Origin of the sequence: Kitasatospora arboriphila, from assembly GCF_039528095.1 — a bacterium.
Lineage (GTDB): Bacteria > Actinomycetota > Actinomycetes > Streptomycetales > Streptomycetaceae > Kitasatospora > Kitasatospora arboriphila.
The window spans coordinates 155,920-176,317 of record NZ_BAAALD010000004.1 but is presented as its reverse complement, the minus strand read 5'-3'; the positions used below and the strand labels follow the sequence as shown (position 1 = coordinate 176,317).

Genomic DNA, 20,398 nt, shown 5'->3' with positions numbered 1-20,398 from the left:
TGGGGGAGAACTGCGCAATTCGGATGCGGGCCACCGTCCGGATCAGGGGTGCGCCGGATTCGTCAGGAGCACCACCCCCCGGACTGCGCAGTTCCGCCCCAGCCTTCGGCCGGGAGGTGCCCCCAGCGCCCCTGGGTGCACCCGTAGTTCTTCGAAGACGGGCCGGGCCTCGGGGGGTCAGCCGCCGTTGCCGATGCGGAGCAGCTTGGCGGCGGCCGGTGCGGCCGCCTGGGAGCCGTGGCCGCCGCCCTCGACCTCGGCGGACACCGCGAGGTCGCCGCGGTAGGCGGTGAACCAGCTGTTCGTCCCCTTGCCGTCGACCTCGGCGGTGCCGGTCTTGGCGTAGACGTCGCTGATCCCGGCCATGGGCTCGCGGGCGGTGCCCTCGGTCACCACGGCCCGCATCAGCGAGCGCAGGTCGGCCAGCACCTTCGGGTCGAGGGTGCGGGAGGCCTTGGCCACGTCCGTCTTGCCCGTCACCAGGACGGGCTGGCGGAAGATGCCGCTCTGCACGGTCGCAGAGACGGAGGCCATCGCCAGCGGGTTGGTGCGGATCGCGCCCTGGCCGATGAACTCCGGCAGTGCGCCGTTGATGTTGGACGGCACCGGGATGTCGGTGTCGAAGGCCGGCAGGCCGGTGTGCCAGACGAGGCCGAGGCCGAAGACCTCCTTGGCGATCTTCGGCAGGCTGTCGGCCTGCAGCCTGTCGTGGCCGGTGTTGATGAAGGCGGTGTTGCAGGACTGCGCGAAGTCCTGCCGGAAGGTGAACTCCGGGTGGGCCTCGGGGAAGTCGTTGGAGACCTGCTGACCGCCGGCCGTGGTGCTGGCCGGGCAGGCGATCGGGGTCTGCGGGGTGACTCCGGCCTCCAACAGGGCCGCGCCGGTGACCACCTTCATGGTGGAGCCGGGCGCGGTACCGCCGACGAAGGCCCGGTTCTGCCCGTCGGCGGGGGCGTTGGCGAAGGCCAGGACGTTGCCGGTGCTGGGCTCGATCGCGACCAGCGAGGCCTTGTGGGTGCCGGCCTTGGCCTGCTCCTTCACCGCGTCCTCGGCGGCCTTCTGCAGGGTGGCGTCGAGGGTGAGCTTCAGCGAGGGCACCGGCTTGGGCTCGGTGATCACGAAGAGCTGTTCGGGCTTGGCCTTGCCGGCGTCGTCCGAGATCACCACGCCGCTGCCGGCGTCGGCGGGGTCGCCGGCGGTGCCCTGCTTGAAGACGTCCAGCAGCCCGAGCAGCGAGGGGAAGCCGGTCAGCTGGCGGCCCTTGCGGTCGGTGACCTGCGCGGCCTGCGCGAAGACCGGCTTGACGTCGAGCGTCTTGCCCACCGCCAGGTGCGGGTGCACGACCGCGGGGCCCCACTGCACGGCGGCCCTGCCGTCGCTCATCTTCACCATCGGCAGCACGCCGCTGTACGTCCACGGCTTGCCGGAGCCGGCGAACTCGACCTTGGCGGAGAACGACAGGTTCACCGCCTGGGCCGCGTTGGCCGAGCTCTGGACGGGGGCGCCCGCCGGGGCCGCGGTCGGGCCGCCCGGCGTCATGGTGACCGCCGTCGGCTTGAGTTTGCTGCGGAACGCGGCCAGGGCGGCGTCGGCGGCGTCCGGCCGGTCGGTCTCCTTGCCCGCCGCCTCCAGGTCGCCCTTGGACCAGGCGGCCAGGAAGGCCTTGGCGGCCTCGGCGGCCTGCTCCTGGGTCGGCGAACCCGCGACGACCGTGCGCGGCCCCTTCGGCTTGTCGCCGTCGCCGGTCAGTGCGGTGGCGATGTTGTAGGCGCCGTACCCGCCGACCCCCAGCATCGCCACGCACACCCCGCCGATGCCGATCTTCACGCCCTTGTGCACGGTGTCCCCCACGGTGTAGCCCCGACAGTGGCCGATCGCACCCACGGTAGAACACGGAACGTGTGTGCACCCACGACACTTCGGTCACTCGTGACACACCCGTTGTCCGCGGGCGGCGGTCAGATCCAGCTGGTGAACCACATCCTGGCCCGCCAGTCGTCCATCGGGATCGTCTCCCCCGTATACAGGGGGTGGAAGTACAGAAAGTTCCACATGACCGCGAAAACGAGCAGTCCGGCCGCCGCGCCGCCGACCAGCCGGCGGTCCCGGCCGGCCCCCGCCGGGCCGAGCAGGGCGCCGATCATCATGGTCACCGCCAGCACCAGGAACGGCACGAAGGCGACCGCGTAGAACAGGAAGATCGTGCGCTGCTGGTAGCCGAACCACGGCAGGTATCCCGCGGCCACCCCGCACAGGATCGCCCCGGCCCGCCAGTCGCGCCGCACCGCCCAGCGGTACAGGCAGTACGCCAGCGCCGCGATGCCGGCCCACCACAGCACCGGGGTGCCGATGCCCAGCACCTCGCGGGCGCACTCGGTCGCCGTGCAGCCCGCCTGGCCGGCCTTCGGCGACTCGTAGAAGAAGGAGACCGGCCGGCCGAGCAGCAGCCAGCTCCACGGGTTCGACTGGTAGGTGTGCGGGCTGGTCAGGTGGACGTGGAAGTCGTACATGGTGGCGTGGTAGTGCCACAGGCTGCGCAGGCCCGCCGGGACCCAGCTCACGTCGAACTGCGGCAGCGGCAGGCCCATCAGGTGGTCCGGCGACAGGCCGGCCCGGTGCTCCGCCCAGTCGCGGCCGTAGCCGCCCTTGCCGGGCACCGCGCTGCTGAGGAACCAGCCCGTCCAGGAGGCCAGGTACACGCCGACGGTCACCGCGAACAGCAGCGGCAGCGCCACCACCGCGTCGAACAGGCCCCACAGCAGCCACCGGTGGTTGCCCGCCGCCCGGCGGGTCGAGGCGTCCCAGAGCACGCCCATCACCGCGAACGCCAGCAGCGCGTACAGGCCGCTCCACTTGGTCGCGGTCATCAGGCCCAGCGAGACGCCCGCCGCCAGCCGGTACGGCCGCCAGCCGAGGAACACCCAGTCCGGGCCCGCGCCGGCCTCCAGTCGGCGGGCGACGACGCCCCGCGTCCGGTCCCGGTCCAGCAGCAGGAAGCCGAACGCCGCCACGAACCAGAACATCACCACCAGGTCGAGCAGCGCCGTCCGGCTCATCACGAAGTGCAGGCCGTCGACCGCGAGCAGCAGCCCCGCCACGCAGCCCAGCAGCGTCGAGCGGAACAGCCGCCGCCCGATCCGGGCGATCATCAGGATCGACAGCGTGCCGAGCACCGCCGTCATGAACCGCCAGCCCAGCGGGTTCATCCCGAAGACCTGCTCGCCCAGGCCGATGATCCACTTGCCGACCGGCGGATGGACGATGTACGCCGGGTCCGCCCGGTACGGCACCGTCGGGTGCCCCGCGGTGATCAGGTTGTTGGCGTCGTCCGCCCAGCTGGTCTCGTAGCCGCCCCGCCAGAGCGAGTACGCGTCCTTGGCGTAGTACGTCTCGTCGAAGATCAGCGCCTTCGGCGTGCCCAGGTGCCAGAACCGCAGCAGACCGCCGAAGACCGCCACCGCCACCGGGCCGATCCAGCCCGACCAGCGGCACAGCCACGACCACGGCCCGTCCGACAGGCGCAGCCCCAGCTGCAGCAGCACCGGCGAGGGCGGCACCACCGCCGGGGTCACCCCCGGGCCGTCCGGCATCGGCGGCACCAGCCGCTGCGCCACCGGCAGCGGCTCCGCCGTGCGGTACCCCGCGCGCTCCAGCCGCCGCCGCCAGAACGGCCGCTCCGGCTCCGGTTCCGGGCCGCGCGGCCCGGGCAGGCCCGGAACCGCGGGTGCGCCGCCGGGCGCCGCCGTGGACGCGCTCAGCAGCGCCACGCCGCCCTGGTCGGTGTGGTCCGCGCCCCCAGGCGCCTCGGATGCCGTGTCGCCGCTCACGCGCCACATCGTAGGGGCGCTCCCCCGGAAGCAGGAGGGCCCCCGGGGACCTCCCCCGCGAACCCGCCCGGTTCGTCACCGTTCGCCCCGCTGTCCCGGTGCCGGCCCGGCACTCGCCCGGCCCTGGGAGGATGGTGTCCGTGACAGGTGTACTCGTGCTCGCAGGAACCCCCATCGGCGACGTGGGCGACGCCCCGCCCAGGCTGCTCACCGAGCTCGCCGGGGCCGACGTCGTCGCCGCCGAGGACACCCGGCGGCTGCGCCGGCTGACCCAGGCGCTCGGCGTCGCCCCGACCGGCCGGGTGGTGTCGTACTTCGAGGGCAACGAGGTCGCCCGCACCCCCGAACTCGTCGAGGCGCTGCGCGGCGGCGCCCGGGTGCTGCTGGTCACCGACGCCGGCATGCCCTCGGTCTCCGACCCCGGCTACCGGCTGGTCGACGCGGCCGTCGCGGCCGGCATCCGGGTCACCGCGGTGCCCGGCCCGTCCGCGGTGCTCACCGCGCTCGCCCTCTCCGGCCTGCCGGTCGACCGCTTCACCTTCGAGGGCTTCCTGCCCCGCAAGGCCGGCGACCGGGCCCGCCAGCTCGCCACCGTCGCCGCCGAGCCGCGCACCATGGTCTTCTTCGAGGCCCCGCACCGGATCGCCGAGACGCTCGCCGCGATGGCCGAGGCCTTCGGCGGCGACCGCCCCGGCGCGGTCTGCCGCGAACTCACCAAGACCTACGAGGAGGTCCGCCGCGGCCCGCTGGCCGAGCTGGCCGCCTGGGCCGCCGACGGCGTCAAGGGCGAGATCACCGTCGTGGTGGCCGGCGCCCCGCCCGCCGCGCCGGAGGAGTTCGGCCCCGCCGAGCTCGCCCGCCGGGTCGCCGTCCGGGAGGAGGCCGGGGAGCGCCGCAAGGAGGCCATCGCGGCCGTCGCCGCGGATCTCGGCCTGCCCAAGCGCGAGGTCTTCGACGCCGTGGTGGCCGCGAAGAACGCGGGCTGACCAGGCGTGCTCCCGGCGGGTGCCGGTCGTACCGTGGAGGGAAGCACCCCGGCAGTGCCCGCGTTGCACCGGCTGCGTACAGGTCTTCCCAACGCACGTCCAAGACTTGACAAGTCGGGTGGGAAACCCGCCCGCGCGGGAATCGTCCGGGATGAAGACCCGAGCCGGACGACCGTCCGGCGGGCACCTGGGAGACGGCTATGAGCGAGACGATCGGTAGCCCTCTGACTGGCGAAACGCCCAGCGGCGTCGGACTGACCACCCGACGGCCCCCGAAGGTCGAAACCGTTCGGGAGGCGTACTCCTTCGCGTGCCTGAGCTGCGGCTACGGCTGGGAGCAGGCGTACGACATCGAGCACCACGTGGACCGGGAGGGCCGCATCGTCTTCGAGTACAAGGCGAACGGCGTCCGGGTCCCCTCGCCGCTGCGCGAGCCCACCTGCCCGGGCTGCGGCGGCCACAAGGTCCGGATCATGCGCGAGGGCCGGGTGGCCGGCGCCGAGGGCCAGGTGCACCACGCACCCGGCTACCAGAGCCACCCCGAACCCGAGGAGCCGCGGCGCGCCGCGGCCGAGGAGCAGCACCCGGTGCCCGCCGGGCAGCGCCGCCGCTGGTTCGGCTTCTTCGGGCACCGGGCCGACTGATCCGGCCCGCCCGCCCGGCCCCGCCGACGCCGGAGGGGCCGGGCCCGGGCCGGTAATCGGTCGAGGGCGGTTCCTTCGCGCGACTAAGATTCGGTGGCATGGCGGCCACTGAAGACCACAGCACCACCGACGCCCCGCGCTCGGCGTACTACGTCACGACCCCGATCTACTACGTGAACGACCGCCCGCACCTGGGCCACGCGTACACCACGGTCGCGGGCGACGTCCTCACCCGCTGGCACCGCCAGCGCGGCGAGGACGTCTGGTACCTCACGGGTACCGACGAGCACGGCCAGAAGATCATGCGGACCGCCGAGGCCAACGGCGTCACCCCGCAGGAGTGGTGCGACAAGCTGGTCGAGGAGGCGTGGAAGCCGCTCTGGCGGCACCTGGACATCGCCAACGACGACTTCATCCGCACCACCCAGCAGCGGCACACCGACCGCGTGCAGGAGTTCGTCCAGGACCTCCACGACAAGGGCGAGATCTACAAGGGCGGTTACTCCGGCCCGTACTGCGTCGGCTGCGAGGAGTACAAGCTCCCGGGCGAGCTGCTCCCCGGCGCCACCGAGGACGAGAAGCTCTGCCCGATCCACAAGCGCCCGGTCGAGTGGCTGGAGGAGGAGAACTACTTCTTCCGCCTCTCCGCCTACGGCCCGAAGCTGCTGGAGTTCTACGCGGCCAACCCGGACTTCATCGCGCCCGCCTCCGCCCGCAACGAGGTGCTGCGCTTCGTCGAGCAGGGCCTGCAGGACCTCTCGATCTCCCGCTCCACCTTCAACTGGGGCGTGCCGCTGCCCTGGGACGAGAAGCACGTCCTCTACGTGTGGGTCGACGCGCTGCAGAACTACATCACCGCCGCCGGCTACGGCGCCGACCCGGAGCGCTTCGCCGAGCTGTGGCCGGCCTCCGTTCACCTGGTCGGCAAGGACATCCTCCGCTTCCACGCGGTCATCTGGCCGGCCATGCTGATGGCCGCGGGCCTGCCGCTGCCCAAGCGGGTCGTCGCCAACGGCTGGCTGATGGTCGGCGGCGAGAAGATGTCCAAGTCCAACCTGACCGGCATCGCGCCCACCGACCTCACCTCGCACTTCGGCGTGGACGCCTACCGCTACTACTTCCTGCGGGCGATCCCGTTCGGCACCGACGGCTCGTTCTCCTGGGAGGACTTCACCGCCCGGTACACCTCCGAGCTCGCCAACGACTTCGGCAACCTCGCCTCCCGCGTGGCCGCCATGGTCGGCAAGTACCACGGGGGCACGCTGCCCGCGGCCACCGCCGCCGGCGCCGCCGAGCAGGCCGTCGTCGACGGCCTGGCCAAGGCCGCGGCCGAGGCCGACGCGAAGATCGGCGAGGAGCTGGACTTCGCCGGCGGCATCGCGGCGATCTTCGAGTTCGTCAAGCTGGTCAACGGCTATCTCACCGAGCAGGAGCCGTGGAAGGTCGCCAAGGACACCTCGGACGAGGGGCAGGCCCGCCTCGCCACGATCCTCTACACCGCGGCCGAGGCGCTGCGCGCCACCGCCGTGCTGCTCAACCCGCTGATGCCGGCGACCTCCGCCAAGCTGTGGGACTCGCTCGGCGCGGAGGAGGGCCTCGGCGCCCTCGCCGACCAGACGATCGCCACCGTCGCCGACTGGGGCCGGCTGCCCGTCGGCGCCACCGTCACCAAGGGCGACATCCTGTTCCCCCGCCTGGAAGAGAAGCCCGCCTCCTGATGGCCAAGAAGGACGACGACCGGTCGACCCCGCCGCCGCTGCCGGAACCCCTGGCCGTGGCGGTGGCCGACTCGCACACCCACCTGGACATGCAGGACGGCACCCCCGCCGAGGGCCTCGCCAGGGCCGCCTCGGTCGGGGTGACCACCGTCGTCCAGGTCGGCTGCGACGTGCGCGGCTCGCGCTGGGCGGCGGACCTCGCCGCCGAGTTCGAGGCCGTGCACGCGGCCGTCGCCCTGCACCCCAACGAGGCACCGCGGATCTTCCTCGGCGACCCCGACGGCTGGTCCGGGCAGCACCGGGCCCCCGGCGGGGCCGCCGCCCTCGACGAGGCGCTCGCCGAGATCGACGCCCTCGCCGCCCTGCCCCGGGTCAAGGCGGTCGGCGAGACCGGCCTCGACTACTTCCGCACCGGCCCCGAGGGCGTGGACATCCAGAAGGAGTCCTTCCGGCGCCACATCGAGATCGCCAAGCGGCACGGCAAGGCCCTGGTCATCCACGACCGGGACGCCCACGAGGACGTCATCGCCCTGCTCCTGGAGGAGGGCGCGCCCGAGCGCACCGTCTTCCACTGCTACTCCGGCGACGCCGCGATGGCCGAGACCTGCGCCGAGCACGGCTGGTACCTCTCCTTCGCCGGCCCGGTCACCTACAAGGCCAACCACGCCCTGCGCGAGGCCCTCGCGGTGACCCCGCTCGACCGCGTCCTGATCGAGACGGACGCGCCCTTCCTCACCCCGCACCCCTTCCGCGGCCGCCCCAACGCCCCCTACCTGATCCCGGTCACCCTCCGCGCGATGGCCGCCCACCGCGGCATCACCGAGGACGAGATGGCCACCGCGATCGCCGAGAACACCGCCCGCGCCTTCGGGTACTGACTCGAACGAAGGTCCCATTCCGGCGGAACGCTTCTGCACCCTCGCGCCACCCCCATGCTGGTTAGCATGAGTGCAGCGAGGGAGGTGGCGATGACCGCCGAGCCGATCGACCGGAACCACCCGCTGTCCCAGGAGTGGACGTACGAGCAGGTCAAGGACCTCGATCTGCCGTTCGAATGGGATCTGGTGGACGGAATCATCATGGTGCGGGGGCAGACGAATCTCTGGCACGACCAGGTGCGTTCCGCCGTCGAGCGGGCGCTCTTCGCCGGGCGGACAGCGCCGTACAGCGTGCTGCCCGAGCGATGCGTGCTGCTCGATCCGGAGAACACCACGAAGCCGGACGTCGTGGTCTTCGACAAGACCGGCATCGACGTCTTCGAGCTGGAGTGCCTTCCGCCGGAGGCCGTGGTGCTGATGGTGGAGGTCGTGTCGCACGGCACCCGGGCGAACGACCGCTTCCGCAAGCCGGGCCAGTACGCCGAGAAGAAGATCCCCTCCTACTGGCGGGTCGAGCGCTCCGACGACGGCCTCCCGGTCGTCCACGAGTTCCGGCTGGACGAGGAGCAGGGCGTCTACCTGCCGGTCGCCGTCCACGAAGGACTGCTGGTCACGGCGGTGCCGTTCCCGGTGGAGATCGACCTCAAGCAGGTCGTCGAACTCTGAGGTGCCGCGGCGCCCGTATCCTTGCGGGGTGAGCAGCACCGATCCCGCACCCGCCGCCGACCACCACCTGCTCGGCGCGGCCGACATCCGCGAGCTGGCGGCCGCCTTCGGCGTCAAGCCGACCAAGCAGCGCGGGCAGAACTTCGTCATCGACGGCAACACCGTGCGGCGGATCGTCCGCGCCGGCGGGGTGACCGCCGAGGATAGCGTGGTCGAGGTCGGCCCCGGGCTCGGCTCGCTGACCCTGGCGCTGCTGGAGGTGGCCGCGCACGTCACCGCCGTCGAGATCGACCCGCTGCTCGCCCGGCACCTGCCGACCACCGTCGCCTCCCGGATGCCGGAGAAGGCGAAGGACTTCGACCTGGTGCTGAGCGACGCCATGGAGGTCACCGAACTGCCCGGCCCGGCGCCCACCGCGCTGGTCGCCAACCTGCCCTACAACGTGGCGGTCCCGGTGCTGCTGCACATGCTGCAGACCTTCCCGAGCATCGAGCGCACCCTGGTGATGGTGCAGAGCGAGGTCGCCGACCGGCTCGCCGCCAAGCCCGGCAACAAGGTGTACGGCGTGCCCTCGGTGAAGGCCAACTGGTACGCCGAGGTGAAGCGCGCCGGCGCGATCGGCCGCAACGTGTTCTGGCCCGCGCCGAACGTCGACTCCGGGCTGGTGTCGCTGATCCGCCGCGACCCGCCGAAGACCTCCGCCTCCCGCGCCGAGGTGTTCGCCGTGGTCGACGCCGCGTTCGCCCAGCGCCGCAAGACCCTGCGGGCCGCCCTGGCCGGCTGGGCCGGCTCGCCCGCCGGCGCCGAACAGGCGCTCGCCGCCGCCGGAATCGACCACAAGCTGCGCGGCGAGATGCTGACGGTCGAACAGTTCGCCGCCATCGCCGAGCACAAGCCCGAGGCCCAGAAATGATCACGGTTCGCGTCCCCGCCAAGGTCAACGTCCAGCTCGGCGTCGGCGGCCTGCGCGCCGACGGCTTCCACGACCTGGCCAACGTCTTCTTCGCCGTCGGCCTCTTCGACGAGGTCACCGCCACCCCCGGCGAGGGCGTCACGCTCTCCTGCACCGGCCCCGACGCGGCGTCCGTCCCGCTGGACGACAGCAACCTCGCCGCCCGCGCGGCCCGGCTGCTCGCCGCCCACCACGGCCTCGCCGACCCGGGCGTCCACCTGCACATCGCCAAGGCCATCCCGGTGGCCGGCGGGATGGCCGGCGGCAGCGCGGACGGCGCCGCCGCCCTGGTCGCCTGCGACGCGCTCTGGGGCCTGGCCACCCCGATCGGGACCTTGCTGGAGCTCGCCGCCGAGCTCGGCTCCGACGTGCCGTTCGCCCTGCTCGGCGGGGTCGCGCTGGGCCGCGGCCGAGGCGAGATCCTGGACGCGCTGCCGGTCGCCGGCACCTTCCACTGGGTGTTCGCGGTCGCCGACGGCGGGCTCTCCACCCCGGCCGTCTTCCGCGAGTGCGACCGGCTCCGCGAGGAGGCCGGCACCGGCTCCTCGGAGGCCGACGTCCCCACCCCGGACGCCGACCCGGCGCTGCTCGCCGCCCTCGCCTCCGGCGACCCGGTCGCACTGGCCGCCGCGCTCACCAACGACCTGCAGGCCGCCGCCCTCTCGCTGCGGCCCTCGCTCGCCGACACCCTGCACGCGGGCACCGAGGCCGGCGCGATCGGCGCCCTGGTCTCCGGCTCCGGCCCGACCTGCGCCTTCCTCGCCAAGGACGCCGAGTCCGCCGAGGCGATCGCCGCCGCCCTGCGGACCTCCGGCACCTGCCGCACCGCCCACGCCACCCACGGCCCCGTCCCGGGCGCGGAGGTCAGCGCACCCAGGCCTTGAACGGCTCGGTGTCCAGGCTGATCCCGGCCGGGTCGGGCAGCACGACGGTCTTGCCGAACGGCCGCCGCACCAGGCTCACGTACTGCCCGTCCTCGGGCTCGCTGTGGACCAGCACCTCGCAGCTGTCCCGGTCGACCAGCAGGTAGACCGGGATGCCGGTCTCTGCGTAGGCCCGTGGCTTCTCGTCCCGGTCGCGGCGGTCGGTGTCGGTGTCGTACGAGGTCACCTCGACCACCATCACGGCGCGGTCGGCATCGGCCCACTCGCCCTGACCGGCGAAGCTGCCCTCCGGGGCGAGCACACCGTCCGGCTTGGCGTGGCCCTTGCGGTAGGTCTCCACCCGCAGCCCGCGCTCGGGGTACAGCCAGAGGTCGGGGCGCTGCTGCATGCACTGCTTCATCACCCAGCGGATGATCTCGTCGTGGTCGCCGTCCGGCACTGCCTTGACCCCCAGCCGCCCGTGGATGAATTCCATCCGCACACCCTCGCGCTCGGCCGCCAGGGCGATGCGCTCGAACTCCTCGGCCAGCATCTGCGGCCGGTCCTCCACCGCGGTCACCGCACACCTCCCGCTCTCCGGTTCGCTGCTGCGACCCTCGCACGGTACCGCGCCGGAGTCCGGGCCGGGACGTTCCCGCCTCCCACTAGGCTGGGTGGTCGGAGATCCCTCTCGACCCCTCCCAGGAGCGCAGCAGCAGTGGCCGTCAACCTCGCCACCATCGAGTCCGTCAGCAAGGTGTACGGCACCCGTGCCCTGATGGACGGGGTGAGCCTCGGCGTCAGCGAGGGGGACCGGATCGGCGTCGTCGGGCGCAACGGCGACGGCAAGACCACCCTGATCCGGATGCTCGCCAAGCTGGAGGAGCCGGACAGCGGCCGGATCACCCACTCCGGCGGGCTGCAGATGGCCGTCCTCACCCAGCACGACTCCCTCGACCCCGAGGCCACCATCCGGCACGAGGTGATCGCCGACCGGGCCGACCACGAGTGGCTCGGCGACGCCCGGATCCGCGACATCATCGAGGGCCTGTTCGGCGGCCTCGACCTGCCGGGCTTCGCCGACGGCCTGGACACCGTGATCGGCCCGCTCTCCGGCGGCGAGCGCCGCCGGATCGCGCTGGCCAAGCTGCTGCTCGGCGAGCCCGACCTGATCGTCCTGGACGAGCCCACCAACCACCTCGACGTGGAGGGCATCGCCTGGCTCGCCCGCCACCTGCAGGCCCGCCGCTCGGCGCTGGTCTGCGTCACCCACGACCGCTGGTTCCTCGACCAGGTCTGCACCCGGATGTGGGACGTCCAGCGCGGCGAGGTCCGCGAGTACGAGGGCGGCTACTCCGACTACGTCTTCGCCCGCGCCGAGCGCTCCCGGATCGAGGCGACCGAGGAGCAGAAGCGGCAGAACCTGGCCCGCAAGGAGCTGGCGTGGCTGCGCCGCGGCGCCCCCGCCCGCACCTCCAAGCCGCGTTACCGGATCGAGGCGGCCAACGCGCTGATCGCCGACGTGCCGGAGCCGCGCGACAAGTCCGAGCTGATGAAGTTCGCCAACGCCCGCCTCGGCCGGACGGTGTTCGACCTGGAGGGCGTGAGCGTCAAGGCCGGCCCCAAGCACCTGCTGGACCACCTGACCTGGCAGCTCGGCCCCGGCGACCGGATCGGCCTGCTCGGGGTCAACGGCGCCGGCAAGACCTCGCTGCTGCGGGCCATGCAGGCCGCGTACGCGACCGAGGGCGACGTGCAGCCGGCCGGCGGTGTGATCAAGGTCGGCAAGACCGTGCGCCTGGCGTACCTCTCGCAGGAGGTCGCCGAGCTGGACCCGGCGATCCGGGTGCTGCAGGCCGTCGAGCAGGTCCGCGGCCGCGTCGACCTCGGCAAGGGCCGGGAGATGAGCGCGGGTCAGCTCTGCGAGCAGTTCGGCTTCGGCAAGGACAAGCAGTGGACGCCGGTGGGCGACCTGTCCGGCGGCGAGCGCCGCCGCCTCCAGCTGCTGCGGCTGCTGATGGACGAGCCCAACGTGCTCTTCCTCGACGAGCCCACCAACGACCTCGACATCGAGACGCTCAACCAGCTGGAGGACGTCCTCGACGGCTGGCCCGGTTCGATGATCGTGATCAGCCACGACCGCTTCTTCATCGAGCGCACCACCGACACCGTCTACGCGCTGCTCGGCGACCGGCGGATGCGGATGCTGCCGAACGGCGTCGACGAGTACCTGGAGCGGCGGGCCAAGATGGCCGAGTCGGCCGCGCCGGCCGCCGCCGCGGCCCCGGCCGCACCGGCGAAGCCCGCCGCGGACACCCGGGCGGTGAAGAAGGAGATGCAGAAGCTGGAGCGGCAGATCGCCAAGCTGGACGACCAGGAGTCCAAGCTGCACGCCCGGCTCGCCGAGCACGCCGCCGACTTCTCCAAGGTCGCGGAACTGGACGCCGAGCTGCGGAAGGTCCGTGACGAGAAGGAGGAGCTGGAGATGGCCTGGCTGGAGCTGGCCGAACAGGTCTGACGTCACGGCGAAGGGCGCCCCGCCGGGGCGCCCTTCGGCGTTCCGCGGCGCTCAGCGCCGGGGGCGGAACCGGCGGACGGTCTCCCAGCCGGCGGCGGGCAGCAGGGCCGCGGCGAGGAGCGCCCAGGCGGCCGAACCCCCGTGGCGGTACTGGGCGACGCCCAGGTCGAGCAGCAGCAGGGTGAGCGCGAGGCAGAGCACGGCGAAGAGCTTGTCGAACACGCCGTTGTCGTCGAACACGTTGTTCACGTGCGGCCTTTCGGAGGCGGAGGCGGCCACCATACCGCCGCGCCCCGGGCGGCGCACCACCCCGGCTCCCGTCCGGCCGTTCGCTCCCGAATCACCCGTGTGCCTGCTGTCCTCGCAGCTCAGCGCCTTGCCAGGGTGGGCGTCATGACGCATGACACCCCATCAGCGGGCGATCCGGCGGCGCTGCGCCGGGTGGCCGCCGCGGCCCTCCTCGGCACCGCCGTCGAGTTCTACGACTTCTTCATCTACGGCACGGCCGCCGCCCTGGTCTTCGGCCGGGTCTTCTTCCCCGGGCTGGGGGCGGTCGGCTCGCTGCTCGCCGCCTTCTCCGTCTACGCGGTGGCCTTCGTGGCCCGCCCGTTGGGCGCGGTGCTGTTCGGACACTTCGGCGACCGGCTCGGCCGGCGGGCGACCCTGGTGGTGTCGCTGCTGCTGATGGGCCTGTCCACCGCGGCGGTGGGCCTGCTGCCCGACTACGGCCGGTGGGGCGGCTGGGCGCCGGTGCTGCTCACGGTGCTGCGCTTCTGCCAGGGGCTGGGGCTGGGCGGCGAGTGGGGCGGTGCGGCCCTGCTGCTCGCGGAGCACGCCCCGGCGGGCCGCCGCGGCCGGTACGGCGGGCTGCTGCAACTCGGGCCGTGCGCCGGGTTCTTCCTGGCGACGGGGGTCTTCCTGGTGCTGGGCGCGGTGCTGGACGAGGCGGCCTTCCTCGCCTGGGGCTGGCGGGTGCCGTTCCTGGTGTCCCTGGTGCTGGTGGCGATCGGCCTGTTCGTCCGGCTGCGGGTGGCGGAGAGCCCGGTGTTCCGCGCGGAGCGGGCGCGCTCGCGGGTGCCGGTGGCGGAGGTGCTGGCCCGGCACGGCCGCCCGGTGCTGCTCGGTGCGGGTGCGGTGATGTCCGGGTACGCGCTGTTCTACCTGACGACCACCTACGCGCTGGCGCACCTGACGGCGGACCTGGGGGTGGCCAGGACCCCGGTGCTCGGCCTGCTGATGGCGGGCGCGGTGCTGAAGGGCGGCACGGTGGTGCTCGCCTCGCGGGCGAGCGACCGGTTCGGCCGGCGGCGGACGCTGGCCACCGCGACGGCCCTGGCGGCGCTCTGGTCGGCGGTGCTCTTCCCGCTGCTGGAGACCGGCCGGACGGCGTGGATCGCGCTCGCCCTGCTCGGGGCGATGGCGCTGCTCGGCGCGATGCTCGGGCCGGTCGCCGCGTACCTGCCGGAGCTGTTCTTGACCCGGGTGCGCTACACGGGGGCGGCGCTGGCCTACAACCTGGCGGGCGTGGTGGGCGGGGCGACGGCGCCGCTGGTGGCGACCCGGCTGACCGCCGCGTACGGGACGGCCGTGCCGGTCGGCTGGTACCTGGCGGCGCTCGGCGGGGTGTCGGTGCTGTGCGTGCTCGGCCTGCCGGAGACCCGCGGGGCGGAGCTGGACGCGGCCGGCCGCCGGATCCCCGTGCTGGGCGGGGGTGCGGCGGCCGGGCGGTGACGGTGCGTCGGGGTGCCGGTGCGTCAGACGGCCAGGGCGGCCCGGCCGGCCAGGGTGATCGCGGCCTGGTTGGCGACCCGCTCGCCGAGGTGCTCGGCGGTGGCGATGTCGGCCTTGTGGACGCCCTCCGGGCCCTGGTCGTTGTTGGTCTGGGCGCCGGCGCCGAGGAACAGGCCGAGGCGGTTGAGGTCGTTCTCCGAGGCGGTGGTGGAGTTCCAGCCCGGGTGCAGGCCCAGGTTCACCCAGTGCATGCCGTGCTGGGCGGCGAGCACCGTGAAGAACTGCAGGGTGTGCAGCTTGTCGCCGCTCTTCGAGGCGGAGTTGGTGAAGCCGGCGGCCAGCTTGTCCTTCCAGGTCTGGCCGAACCAGCGCTTGGAGCTGGCCTCGGCGAAGGCGTGGAAGGCGCCGGAGGCGGTGCCCATGTAGGTCGGCGAGCCGAAGACGATCGCGTCGGCGGCGTCGAGCTGCGCCCACTGCTCCTCGGTGATGGCGTCCACGGCGATCTGCACCGCGTCGGCGCCGGCCGCGGCGGCACCGCGGGCGACGGCCTCGGCCAGCACGGCGGTGTGGCCGTAGCCGGAGTGGTAGGCGATGGCGACGGTGGGACGGATGGCGGTCGTCATGCGGGATGACTCCTCGAAAGGGGGCGGACGGATGCCCGGGTGGCCGGACGGACGGGCCGGCCGGGGCTGATGGTCTCCAATGTAGACCAGGTCTCCGATGGTTACCAACTCCCGATTGGAGACCGCCGGCGCTACCCTTGCGGTATGGCCACCCCCCAGCAGACCGCCGACCCGCGCCCCGAGACCCCGGACACCTGTCCCGGCGGCGACCAGGGGTTCGACATCTTCGCCGCCGTCTGCCCCAGTCGGGACGTGTTCGCCGAGCTCGCCGACAAGTGGTCGCTGCTGCTCCTGCTGAGCCTGCACAGCTGCGGCGAGCAGCGGTTCTCCGAGCTCCAGCGCGCGGTCGGCGGGGTCAGCCGCAAGATGCTCACCCAGTCCCTGCGCGCCCTGGAGCGGGACGGGCTGGTGCTGCGCACCGTCCACCCGGAGACCCCGCCGCGGGTCGTCTACGGGCTGCTGCCGCTGGGCCGCACCCTCGCGGAGCGGATCGCCCCGCTCGGCGACTGGGTCGAGTCCTACGCCGGCCAGGTGGTGGCGGCGCGCGAGCGTTTCGACCGGGCGCACGGCGGGGCCTGCACCCCGCAGGACTGATCCGGGGCCCGATCGAAGCGCCCGCGACCGATTTCCCTTTCCGGCCGCCCACCCTGTAATGTCTTCCTCGTTCGCGGGGAACACCGGGAACACACCGAGAACAAGCCCCTATAGCTCAGTCGGTAGAGCGTCTCCATGGTAAGGAGAAGGTCTGCGGTTCGATTCCGCATGGGGGCTCCACGGAGCTCGAAGGCCCTCGCCGCAAGGCGGGGGCCTTCGGCGTTTCCCCGCATGCATTCCCCGGGCATTCCCCGGACCTTCCCGAGCCCCGTTCCGGGCCACCCGGCGGCCTGGCGGACCCGCCGGGGATGCGCTGTGATGGTGCGTCACGCGCCGCGCCGAGGGCGGAGGTCCCCGGCGGAACGGCGCGGGGGACTGGGGGAGGGCGCCGTGGGCGTTCGGCTCGTGATCGTCGACGACCACCGCCTGCTGGCCGAGGCCCTGGCGGCCGCCCTGCGGCTGCGCGGGCACCGCGTCCTCGCCGTGGGGGCGCCCGCCACCGCCGTCGGCGGCCTAGTCGCCGGGCGGCGACCCGAGGTCTGCCTGCTGGGGATCGCCGAACCGGCCGAGGACGCCGACCCGTTCGGCCCGCTGCGGCAGCTGCGCGCGGAGCGGCCCGAGCTGGCCGTCGTGGTGCTCGGCCCGGTCGGCGACCCCGGGCGGGTGGCGGCGGCCTTCGCCGCCGGCGCGGCCGGCTACGTGCGCAGCGACGAGCGGATCGAGGTCGTCGAGCGCGCCGTCGCCCGGGTCCGGGCAGGCGAGGCCGCGGTCGCCGTCGACGTGCTGCAGGGCGCCTTCGAGGCGCTGCTGCGCCCGGCCGCCGAGCCGGACGACGACGCCGTACGGCTGCTGCGGCTGCTCACCCGGCGCGAGGCCCAGGTGCTGGCGCGGATCGCCGAGGGCGAGGACACCGCGGCGATCGCCGCGGGGATGGGCATCGCCTCCAGCACCGCGCGCACCCACGTCCAGCGGGTGCTGGTGAAGCTGGGCGCCCGCTCCCGGCTGGAGGCGGCGGCGGTGGCCGCCAGGACCGGGCTGCTGGACCGGGTGGACCGGTCCGCCTGACCCTTCGCGAACTCCCTCGGATGTTGACTTGTGCTCGGTGATGTTCGAATATGTTGGAGAGCGAGGAGATCGGAGCAGTCCACCGTGAAGAAGACCGTCACCAAGCTCGCGGACGGCCGCGAGCTCATCTACTTCGACACGGACGGCTCCGTGCTGCGGGACTCCGCCGACCTGCGCCCGCTGGAGCCCGCGGCGAGCCTCTCCGAGATCCGCCAGGACCCGGTCAGCGGCGACTGGGTGACCGTCGCCGCCCACCGGCAGGCCCGCACCTACCACCCGCCGGCCGACGAGTGCCCGCTCTGCCCGTCCCGCGACGGGCGGCTCAGCGAGATCCCCGCCGGCGACTACCAGGTCGCGGTCTTCGAGAACCGCTTCCCGTCCCTGGCCGCCGACGCCGCCGCGCACGCGGCCGACCACCACCACCCGGTCGCCGAGTCCGCCGCCGGCACCGGCCGCTGCGAGGTGGTCTGCTTCACCGCCGACCACGCGAAGTCCTTCGCCGACCTCGACGAGCGGCACGCCCGCCTCGTCCTCGACGCCTGGACGGACCGGACGGCCGAGCTGTCCGCCCTGCCCGGCGTCCGCCAGGTGTACTGCTTCGAGAACCGCGGCGCGGAGATCGGCGTCACCCTCGCCCACCCGCACGGGCAGATCTACGCCTTCCCCTTCGTCACCCCGCGGACGGCCCGCGCCATGGCACGGGCCGCCGACCACCGGGCCCGCACCGGCCGCAACCTCTTCGAGGACCTGCTCGCCGCCGAACGCGCCGACCCCGTCCGGGTGGTGCTGGCCGGCGAGCACTGGACGGCCTTCGTCCCGTTCGCCGCCCGCTGGCCCTACGAGGTGCACCTCCACCCGAACCGCCGGGTGCCCGACCTGACCGGCCTCACCGAGGCCGAACGCGCCGAGCTCCCCGCCGTCCTCCTGGAACTGCTGCGCCGCTTCGACCGGCTGTTCATCGAGCCCGGGCAGAATGAGCAGGCCCAGCCGACGCCGTACATCGCGGCCTGGCACCAGGCGCCCGCCCTCGGAGGAGAGGAGCTGGCACTGCACCTGGAGCTGTTCACGATCCGTCGTACGGTGGGCAAGCTCAAGTTCCTCGCCGGCGTCGAGTCCGGCATGGACGCGTTCGTCAACGACGTGTCGCCCGAGACGGCGGCACAGCGCCTGCGGGAGGTCGCATCATGAGTAAGTACCTGGTCACGGGTGGTGCCGGGTATGTGGGCAGCGTGGTCGCCGCCCACCTGCTGGAGGCCGGACACCAGGTCACCGTGCTCGACGACCTCTCGACCGGCTTCGCCGAGGGCGTCCCGGCCGGTGCCGAGTTCGTCCGCGGCCGGATCCAGGACGCCGCCGAGGTGCTCGACGGCTCCTACGACGGCGTCCTGCACTTCGCCGCCTCCTCGCAGGTCGGCGAGTCCGTCGCCGACCCGGAGAAGTACTGGCGCAACAACGTGGCCGGCTCCCTGGAGCTGATCTCCGCGATGCGCAAGGCCGGCGTGCGCAAGCTCGTCTTCTCCTCCACCGCCGCCGTCTACGGCGAGCCCGAGGCCGTCCCGATCGCGGAGACCGCCCGCACCGCACCCACCAACACCTACGGCGCCACCAAGCTCGCCGTCGACCACCTGATCACCAGCGAGGCCGTCGCCCACGGCCTCGCCGCCGTCTCGCTGCGCTACTTCAACGTGGCCGGCGCCTACGGCAGCTCTTCGGGTGTCGCCTTCGGCGAGCGCCACGACCCCGAGTCGCACCTCATCCCGCTGGTCTTCCAGGCCGCCCTCGGCCAGCGCCCGCACATCGCCGTCTACGGCGACGACTACCCGACCCCGGACGGCACCTGCATCCGCGACTACATCCACGTCGCGGACCTCGCCGAGGCCCACCTGCTCGCCCTCGACGCCGCCCGGCCCGGCGAGCACCTGATCTGCAACCTCGGCAACGGCAACGGCTTCTCCGTCCGCCAGGTCATCGAGTCCGTCAAGCGCGTGACCGGCCGTGAGATCCCCGTCGTCACCGCCGAGCGCCGCCCCGGCGACCCGGCCGTCCTGGTCGCCTCCGCCGCCCGCGCCCACGAGGCGCTCGGCTGGCGGCCCCGCCGCCCCGAGCTCGACGACATCGTCGCCGACGCCTGGGCCTTCACCCTGGAGAAGCGAGCCTGATGACAGATGCCCAGTCCGTCCGCGACGGCGCCGCCCCGGCAGGGGTCTGGGCGGCGCCCGGCCGGGTCAACCTGATCGGCGAACACACCGACTACAACGACGGCTTCGTGCTGCCCGTGGCCCTGCCGCAGGCCGCCCGCGCCGACGTCCGGCTCCGCACCGACGGCCTGCTCCGCCTGCACAGCGAGCAGGCCGGGGGCGGTCCGGTGGAGCTCGCGGTGGCCGATCTCGTCCCCGGCGGCGTGGACGGCTGGGCCAAGTACCCGGCCGCCGTGGTGTGGACGCTGCGGGCGGCCGGGTACGGGGTCGGCGGCGCCGACGTCCGCATCGACAGCTCGGTGCCGACCGGGGCGGGCCTGTCCTCCTCGGCCGCCATCGAGTGCGTGGTCGCCACCGCCTACAACGACCTGCACGGCCTCGGCCTCGACGGCCCGGCCCTCGCCCGGCTCGCCCAGCGCGCCGAGAACGAGTTCGTCGGCGTGCCCTGCGGGATCATGGACCAGATGGCCTCGGTCTGCTGCACCGAGGGCAACGCGCTCTTCCTGGACACCCGCGACCTCGCCCAGCGGCAGGTCCCGCTCGACCTCGCCGGGGCCGGCCTGCGGCTCCTGGTGATCGACACCCGGGTCAAGCACGACCTCGCCGACGGCGCCTACGCCGAACTCCGGGCCGGCTGCGAACGCGCCGCCGCGCTGCTCGGCCTGCCCGCCCTGCGGGACCTCGACCCCGCCGGGCTGGCCGCCGCGCTGGAGCGGCTGCCCGCGGAACTGCGGCCGCCGGTGCGGCACGTGGTCACCGAGAACGCCCGCGTCCGGGAGGCGATCGCCCACCTCGACCTCGGCGACCTCGCCGCGCTCGGGCCGATCCTCACCGCCGGGCACGCCTCGCTCCGCGACGACTACGAGGTCTCCTGCCCCGAGACCGACCTCGCGGTCGACACCGCCGTCGCGGCCGGCGCCCTCGGCGCCCGGATGACCGGCGGCGGCTTTGGCGGCTCCGTCATCGCCCTGACCGCCGCCGACACCCTCGACGCGGTCGCCGCCGCCGTCACCACCGCCTTCACCGACGCCGGCTACGCGGCCCCCCGCACCTTCACCGCCGTCCCGGCCCGGGGCGCGCACCGCATCGGCTGAGGGGCACCGGCGCGCGGGGTGCACCGTTCGCGGTGCGCCCC

General features: G+C 73.5%; 19 protein-coding genes and 1 tRNA gene. 15 read left to right on the top strand and 5 right to left on the bottom strand.

Features of this window, described 5'->3' with window-relative positions:
* Window positions 1-177: 177 nt before the first annotated feature.
* Window positions 178-1,851, bottom strand: coding sequence for a penicillin-binding transpeptidase domain-containing protein (locus tag ABD353_RS03955; protein ID WP_344622028.1), 1,674 nt, complete (start codon window positions 1,849-1,851; stop codon window positions 178-180).
* 107 nt (window positions 1,852-1,958) lie between these two features.
* On the bottom strand, window positions 1,959-3,836 hold the full coding sequence (locus tag ABD353_RS03950) for a dolichyl-phosphate-mannose--protein mannosyltransferase (RefSeq protein WP_344622027.1): 1,878 nt from the start codon (window positions 3,834-3,836) through the stop codon (window positions 1,959-1,961).
* A 131-nt stretch (window positions 3,837-3,967) separates the two neighbouring features.
* Here ABD353_RS03950 and rsmI point away from each other — a divergent pair, with 131 nt between their 5' ends.
* The 7 genes from rsmI to ABD353_RS03915 all read left to right on the top strand — a co-directional run bounded on the left by rsmI (window position 3,968) and on the right by ABD353_RS03915 (window position 10,555).
* Complete coding sequence (gene rsmI / locus ABD353_RS03945) at window positions 3,968-4,813, top strand: 16S rRNA (cytidine(1402)-2'-O)-methyltransferase (protein ID WP_344622026.1); 846 nt, start codon at window positions 3,968-3,970, stop codon at window positions 4,811-4,813.
* 200 nt (window positions 4,814-5,013) lie between these two features.
* Window positions 5,014-5,457, top strand: coding sequence for a hypothetical protein (locus ABD353_RS03940; protein WP_344622025.1), 444 nt, complete (start codon window positions 5,014-5,016; stop codon window positions 5,455-5,457).
* Between the two features lie 98 nt (window positions 5,458-5,555).
* The gene (metG, locus tag ABD353_RS03935) at window positions 5,556-7,175 is read left to right on the top strand and encodes a methionine--tRNA ligase (RefSeq protein WP_344622024.1); all 1,620 of its coding nucleotides are present in this window, start codon (window positions 5,556-5,558) and stop codon (window positions 7,173-7,175) included.
* Window positions 7,175-8,053: a TatD family hydrolase gene (locus tag ABD353_RS03930; RefSeq protein ID WP_344622023.1), complete on the top strand. Its 879-nt coding sequence runs from the start codon at window positions 7,175-7,177 to the stop codon at window positions 8,051-8,053. Before metG ends, ABD353_RS03930 begins: the two co-directional genes overlap by 1 nt.
* A gap of 66 nt (window positions 8,054-8,119) precedes the next feature.
* Window positions 8,120-8,719, top strand: coding sequence for a Uma2 family endonuclease (locus tag ABD353_RS03925; protein WP_344622022.1), 600 nt, complete (start codon window positions 8,120-8,122; stop codon window positions 8,717-8,719).
* A gap of 28 nt (window positions 8,720-8,747) precedes the next feature.
* Entirely contained in the window at window positions 8,748-9,632 is an 885-nt protein-coding gene (rsmA, locus tag ABD353_RS03920; RefSeq protein ID WP_344622021.1) for a 16S rRNA (adenine(1518)-N(6)/adenine(1519)-N(6))-dimethyltransferase RsmA, read from the top strand.
* A complete protein-coding gene (locus ABD353_RS03915; protein WP_344622020.1) occupies window positions 9,629-10,555 on the top strand; it encodes a 4-(cytidine 5'-diphospho)-2-C-methyl-D-erythritol kinase in 927 nt (308 codons plus the stop codon). Before rsmA ends, ABD353_RS03915 begins: the two co-directional genes overlap by 4 nt.
* On the opposite strand, the gene ABD353_RS03910 is transcribed toward ABD353_RS03915, so the two are convergent.
* Window positions 10,536-11,114, bottom strand: coding sequence for a Uma2 family endonuclease (locus ABD353_RS03910; RefSeq protein ID WP_344622019.1), 579 nt, complete (start codon window positions 11,112-11,114; stop codon window positions 10,536-10,538). The genes ABD353_RS03915 and ABD353_RS03910 overlap by 20 nt on opposite strands.
* Window positions 11,115-11,252: 138 nt before the next feature.
* Between ABD353_RS03910 and ABD353_RS03905 the strand changes: the two genes are divergently transcribed.
* Window positions 11,253-13,052: an ABC-F family ATP-binding cassette domain-containing protein gene (locus ABD353_RS03905; RefSeq protein WP_344622018.1), complete on the top strand. Its 1,800-nt coding sequence runs from the start codon at window positions 11,253-11,255 to the stop codon at window positions 13,050-13,052.
* A gap of 51 nt (window positions 13,053-13,103) precedes the next feature.
* Here ABD353_RS03905 and ABD353_RS03900 read toward each other — a convergent pair whose 3' ends face one another.
* Window positions 13,104-13,301 carry a hypothetical protein gene (locus ABD353_RS03900; protein ID WP_344622017.1) on the bottom strand — a complete coding sequence of 66 codons (198 nt, stop codon included), beginning with the start codon at window positions 13,299-13,301 and terminating at the stop codon, window positions 13,104-13,106.
* Between the two features lie 144 nt (window positions 13,302-13,445).
* Between ABD353_RS03900 and ABD353_RS03895 the strand changes: the two genes are divergently transcribed.
* Window positions 13,446-14,783: an MFS transporter gene (locus tag ABD353_RS03895; RefSeq protein WP_344622016.1), complete on the top strand. Its 1,338-nt coding sequence runs from the start codon at window positions 13,446-13,448 to the stop codon at window positions 14,781-14,783.
* 23 nt (window positions 14,784-14,806) lie between these two features.
* On the opposite strand, the gene ABD353_RS03890 is transcribed toward ABD353_RS03895, so the two are convergent.
* Window positions 14,807-15,406 (bottom strand): flavodoxin family protein, encoded by a 600-nt coding sequence (locus tag ABD353_RS03890; protein ID WP_344622015.1) that lies wholly within the window; start codon window positions 15,404-15,406, stop codon window positions 14,807-14,809.
* 144 nt (window positions 15,407-15,550) lie between these two features.
* Between ABD353_RS03890 and ABD353_RS03885 the strand changes: the two genes are divergently transcribed.
* The 6 genes from ABD353_RS03885 to galK all read left to right on the top strand — a co-directional run bounded on the left by ABD353_RS03885 (window position 15,551) and on the right by galK (window position 20,357).
* The gene (locus ABD353_RS03885; protein ID WP_344622014.1) at window positions 15,551-16,000 is read left to right on the top strand and encodes a winged helix-turn-helix transcriptional regulator; all 450 of its coding nucleotides are present in this window, start codon (window positions 15,551-15,553) and stop codon (window positions 15,998-16,000) included.
* A 104-nt stretch (window positions 16,001-16,104) separates the two neighbouring features.
* A tRNA-Thr gene (locus ABD353_RS03880) sits at window positions 16,105-16,180 on the top strand.
* 210 nt (window positions 16,181-16,390) lie between these two features.
* The gene (locus tag ABD353_RS03875) at window positions 16,391-17,065 is read left to right on the top strand and encodes a LuxR C-terminal-related transcriptional regulator (RefSeq protein WP_344622013.1); all 675 of its coding nucleotides are present in this window, start codon (window positions 16,391-16,393) and stop codon (window positions 17,063-17,065) included.
* Window positions 17,066-17,149: 84 nt separating this feature from the next.
* A complete protein-coding gene (gene galT, locus ABD353_RS03870) occupies window positions 17,150-18,253 on the top strand; it encodes a galactose-1-phosphate uridylyltransferase (RefSeq protein WP_344622012.1) in 1,104 nt (367 codons plus the stop codon).
* Window positions 18,250-19,224: a UDP-glucose 4-epimerase GalE gene (galE, locus tag ABD353_RS03865; protein WP_344622011.1), complete on the top strand. Its 975-nt coding sequence runs from the start codon at window positions 18,250-18,252 to the stop codon at window positions 19,222-19,224. The genes galT and galE overlap by 4 nt, the downstream gene beginning before the upstream one ends.
* Window positions 19,224-20,357: a galactokinase gene (galK, locus tag ABD353_RS03860; protein WP_344622010.1), complete on the top strand. Its 1,134-nt coding sequence runs from the start codon at window positions 19,224-19,226 to the stop codon at window positions 20,355-20,357. Before galE ends, galK begins: the two co-directional genes overlap by 1 nt.
* Window positions 20,358-20,398 lie beyond the last annotated feature (41 nt).

Coding starts and splice junctions, on each gene's coding strand:
- ABD353_RS03950 (WP_344622027.1), bottom strand. CDS start 3,836: ATGTGGCGCGTGAGCGGCGACACGGCATCCGAGGCGCCTGGGGGCGCG.
- metG (WP_344622024.1), top strand. CDS start 5,556: ATGGCGGCCACTGAAGACCACAGCACCACCGACGCCCCGCGCTCGGCG.
- ABD353_RS03925 (WP_344622022.1), top strand. CDS start 8,120: ATGAGTGCAGCGAGGGAGGTGGCGATGACCGCCGAGCCGATCGACCGG.
- ABD353_RS03940 (WP_344622025.1), top strand. CDS start 5,014: ATGAGCGAGACGATCGGTAGCCCTCTGACTGGCGAAACGCCCAGCGGC.
- galK (WP_344622010.1), top strand. CDS start 19,224: ATGACAGATGCCCAGTCCGTCCGCGACGGCGCCGCCCCGGCAGGGGTC.
- ABD353_RS03895 (WP_344622016.1), top strand. CDS start 13,446: ATGACGCATGACACCCCATCAGCGGGCGATCCGGCGGCGCTGCGCCGG.
- galE (WP_344622011.1), top strand. CDS start 18,250: ATGAGTAAGTACCTGGTCACGGGTGGTGCCGGGTATGTGGGCAGCGTG.
- ABD353_RS03930 (WP_344622023.1), top strand. CDS start 7,175: ATGGCCAAGAAGGACGACGACCGGTCGACCCCGCCGCCGCTGCCGGAA.
- ABD353_RS03885 (WP_344622014.1), top strand. CDS start 15,551: ATGGCCACCCCCCAGCAGACCGCCGACCCGCGCCCCGAGACCCCGGAC.
- ABD353_RS03915 (WP_344622020.1), top strand. CDS start 9,629: ATGATCACGGTTCGCGTCCCCGCCAAGGTCAACGTCCAGCTCGGCGTC.
- ABD353_RS03890 (WP_344622015.1), bottom strand. CDS start 15,406: ATGACGACCGCCATCCGTCCCACCGTCGCCATCGCCTACCACTCCGGC.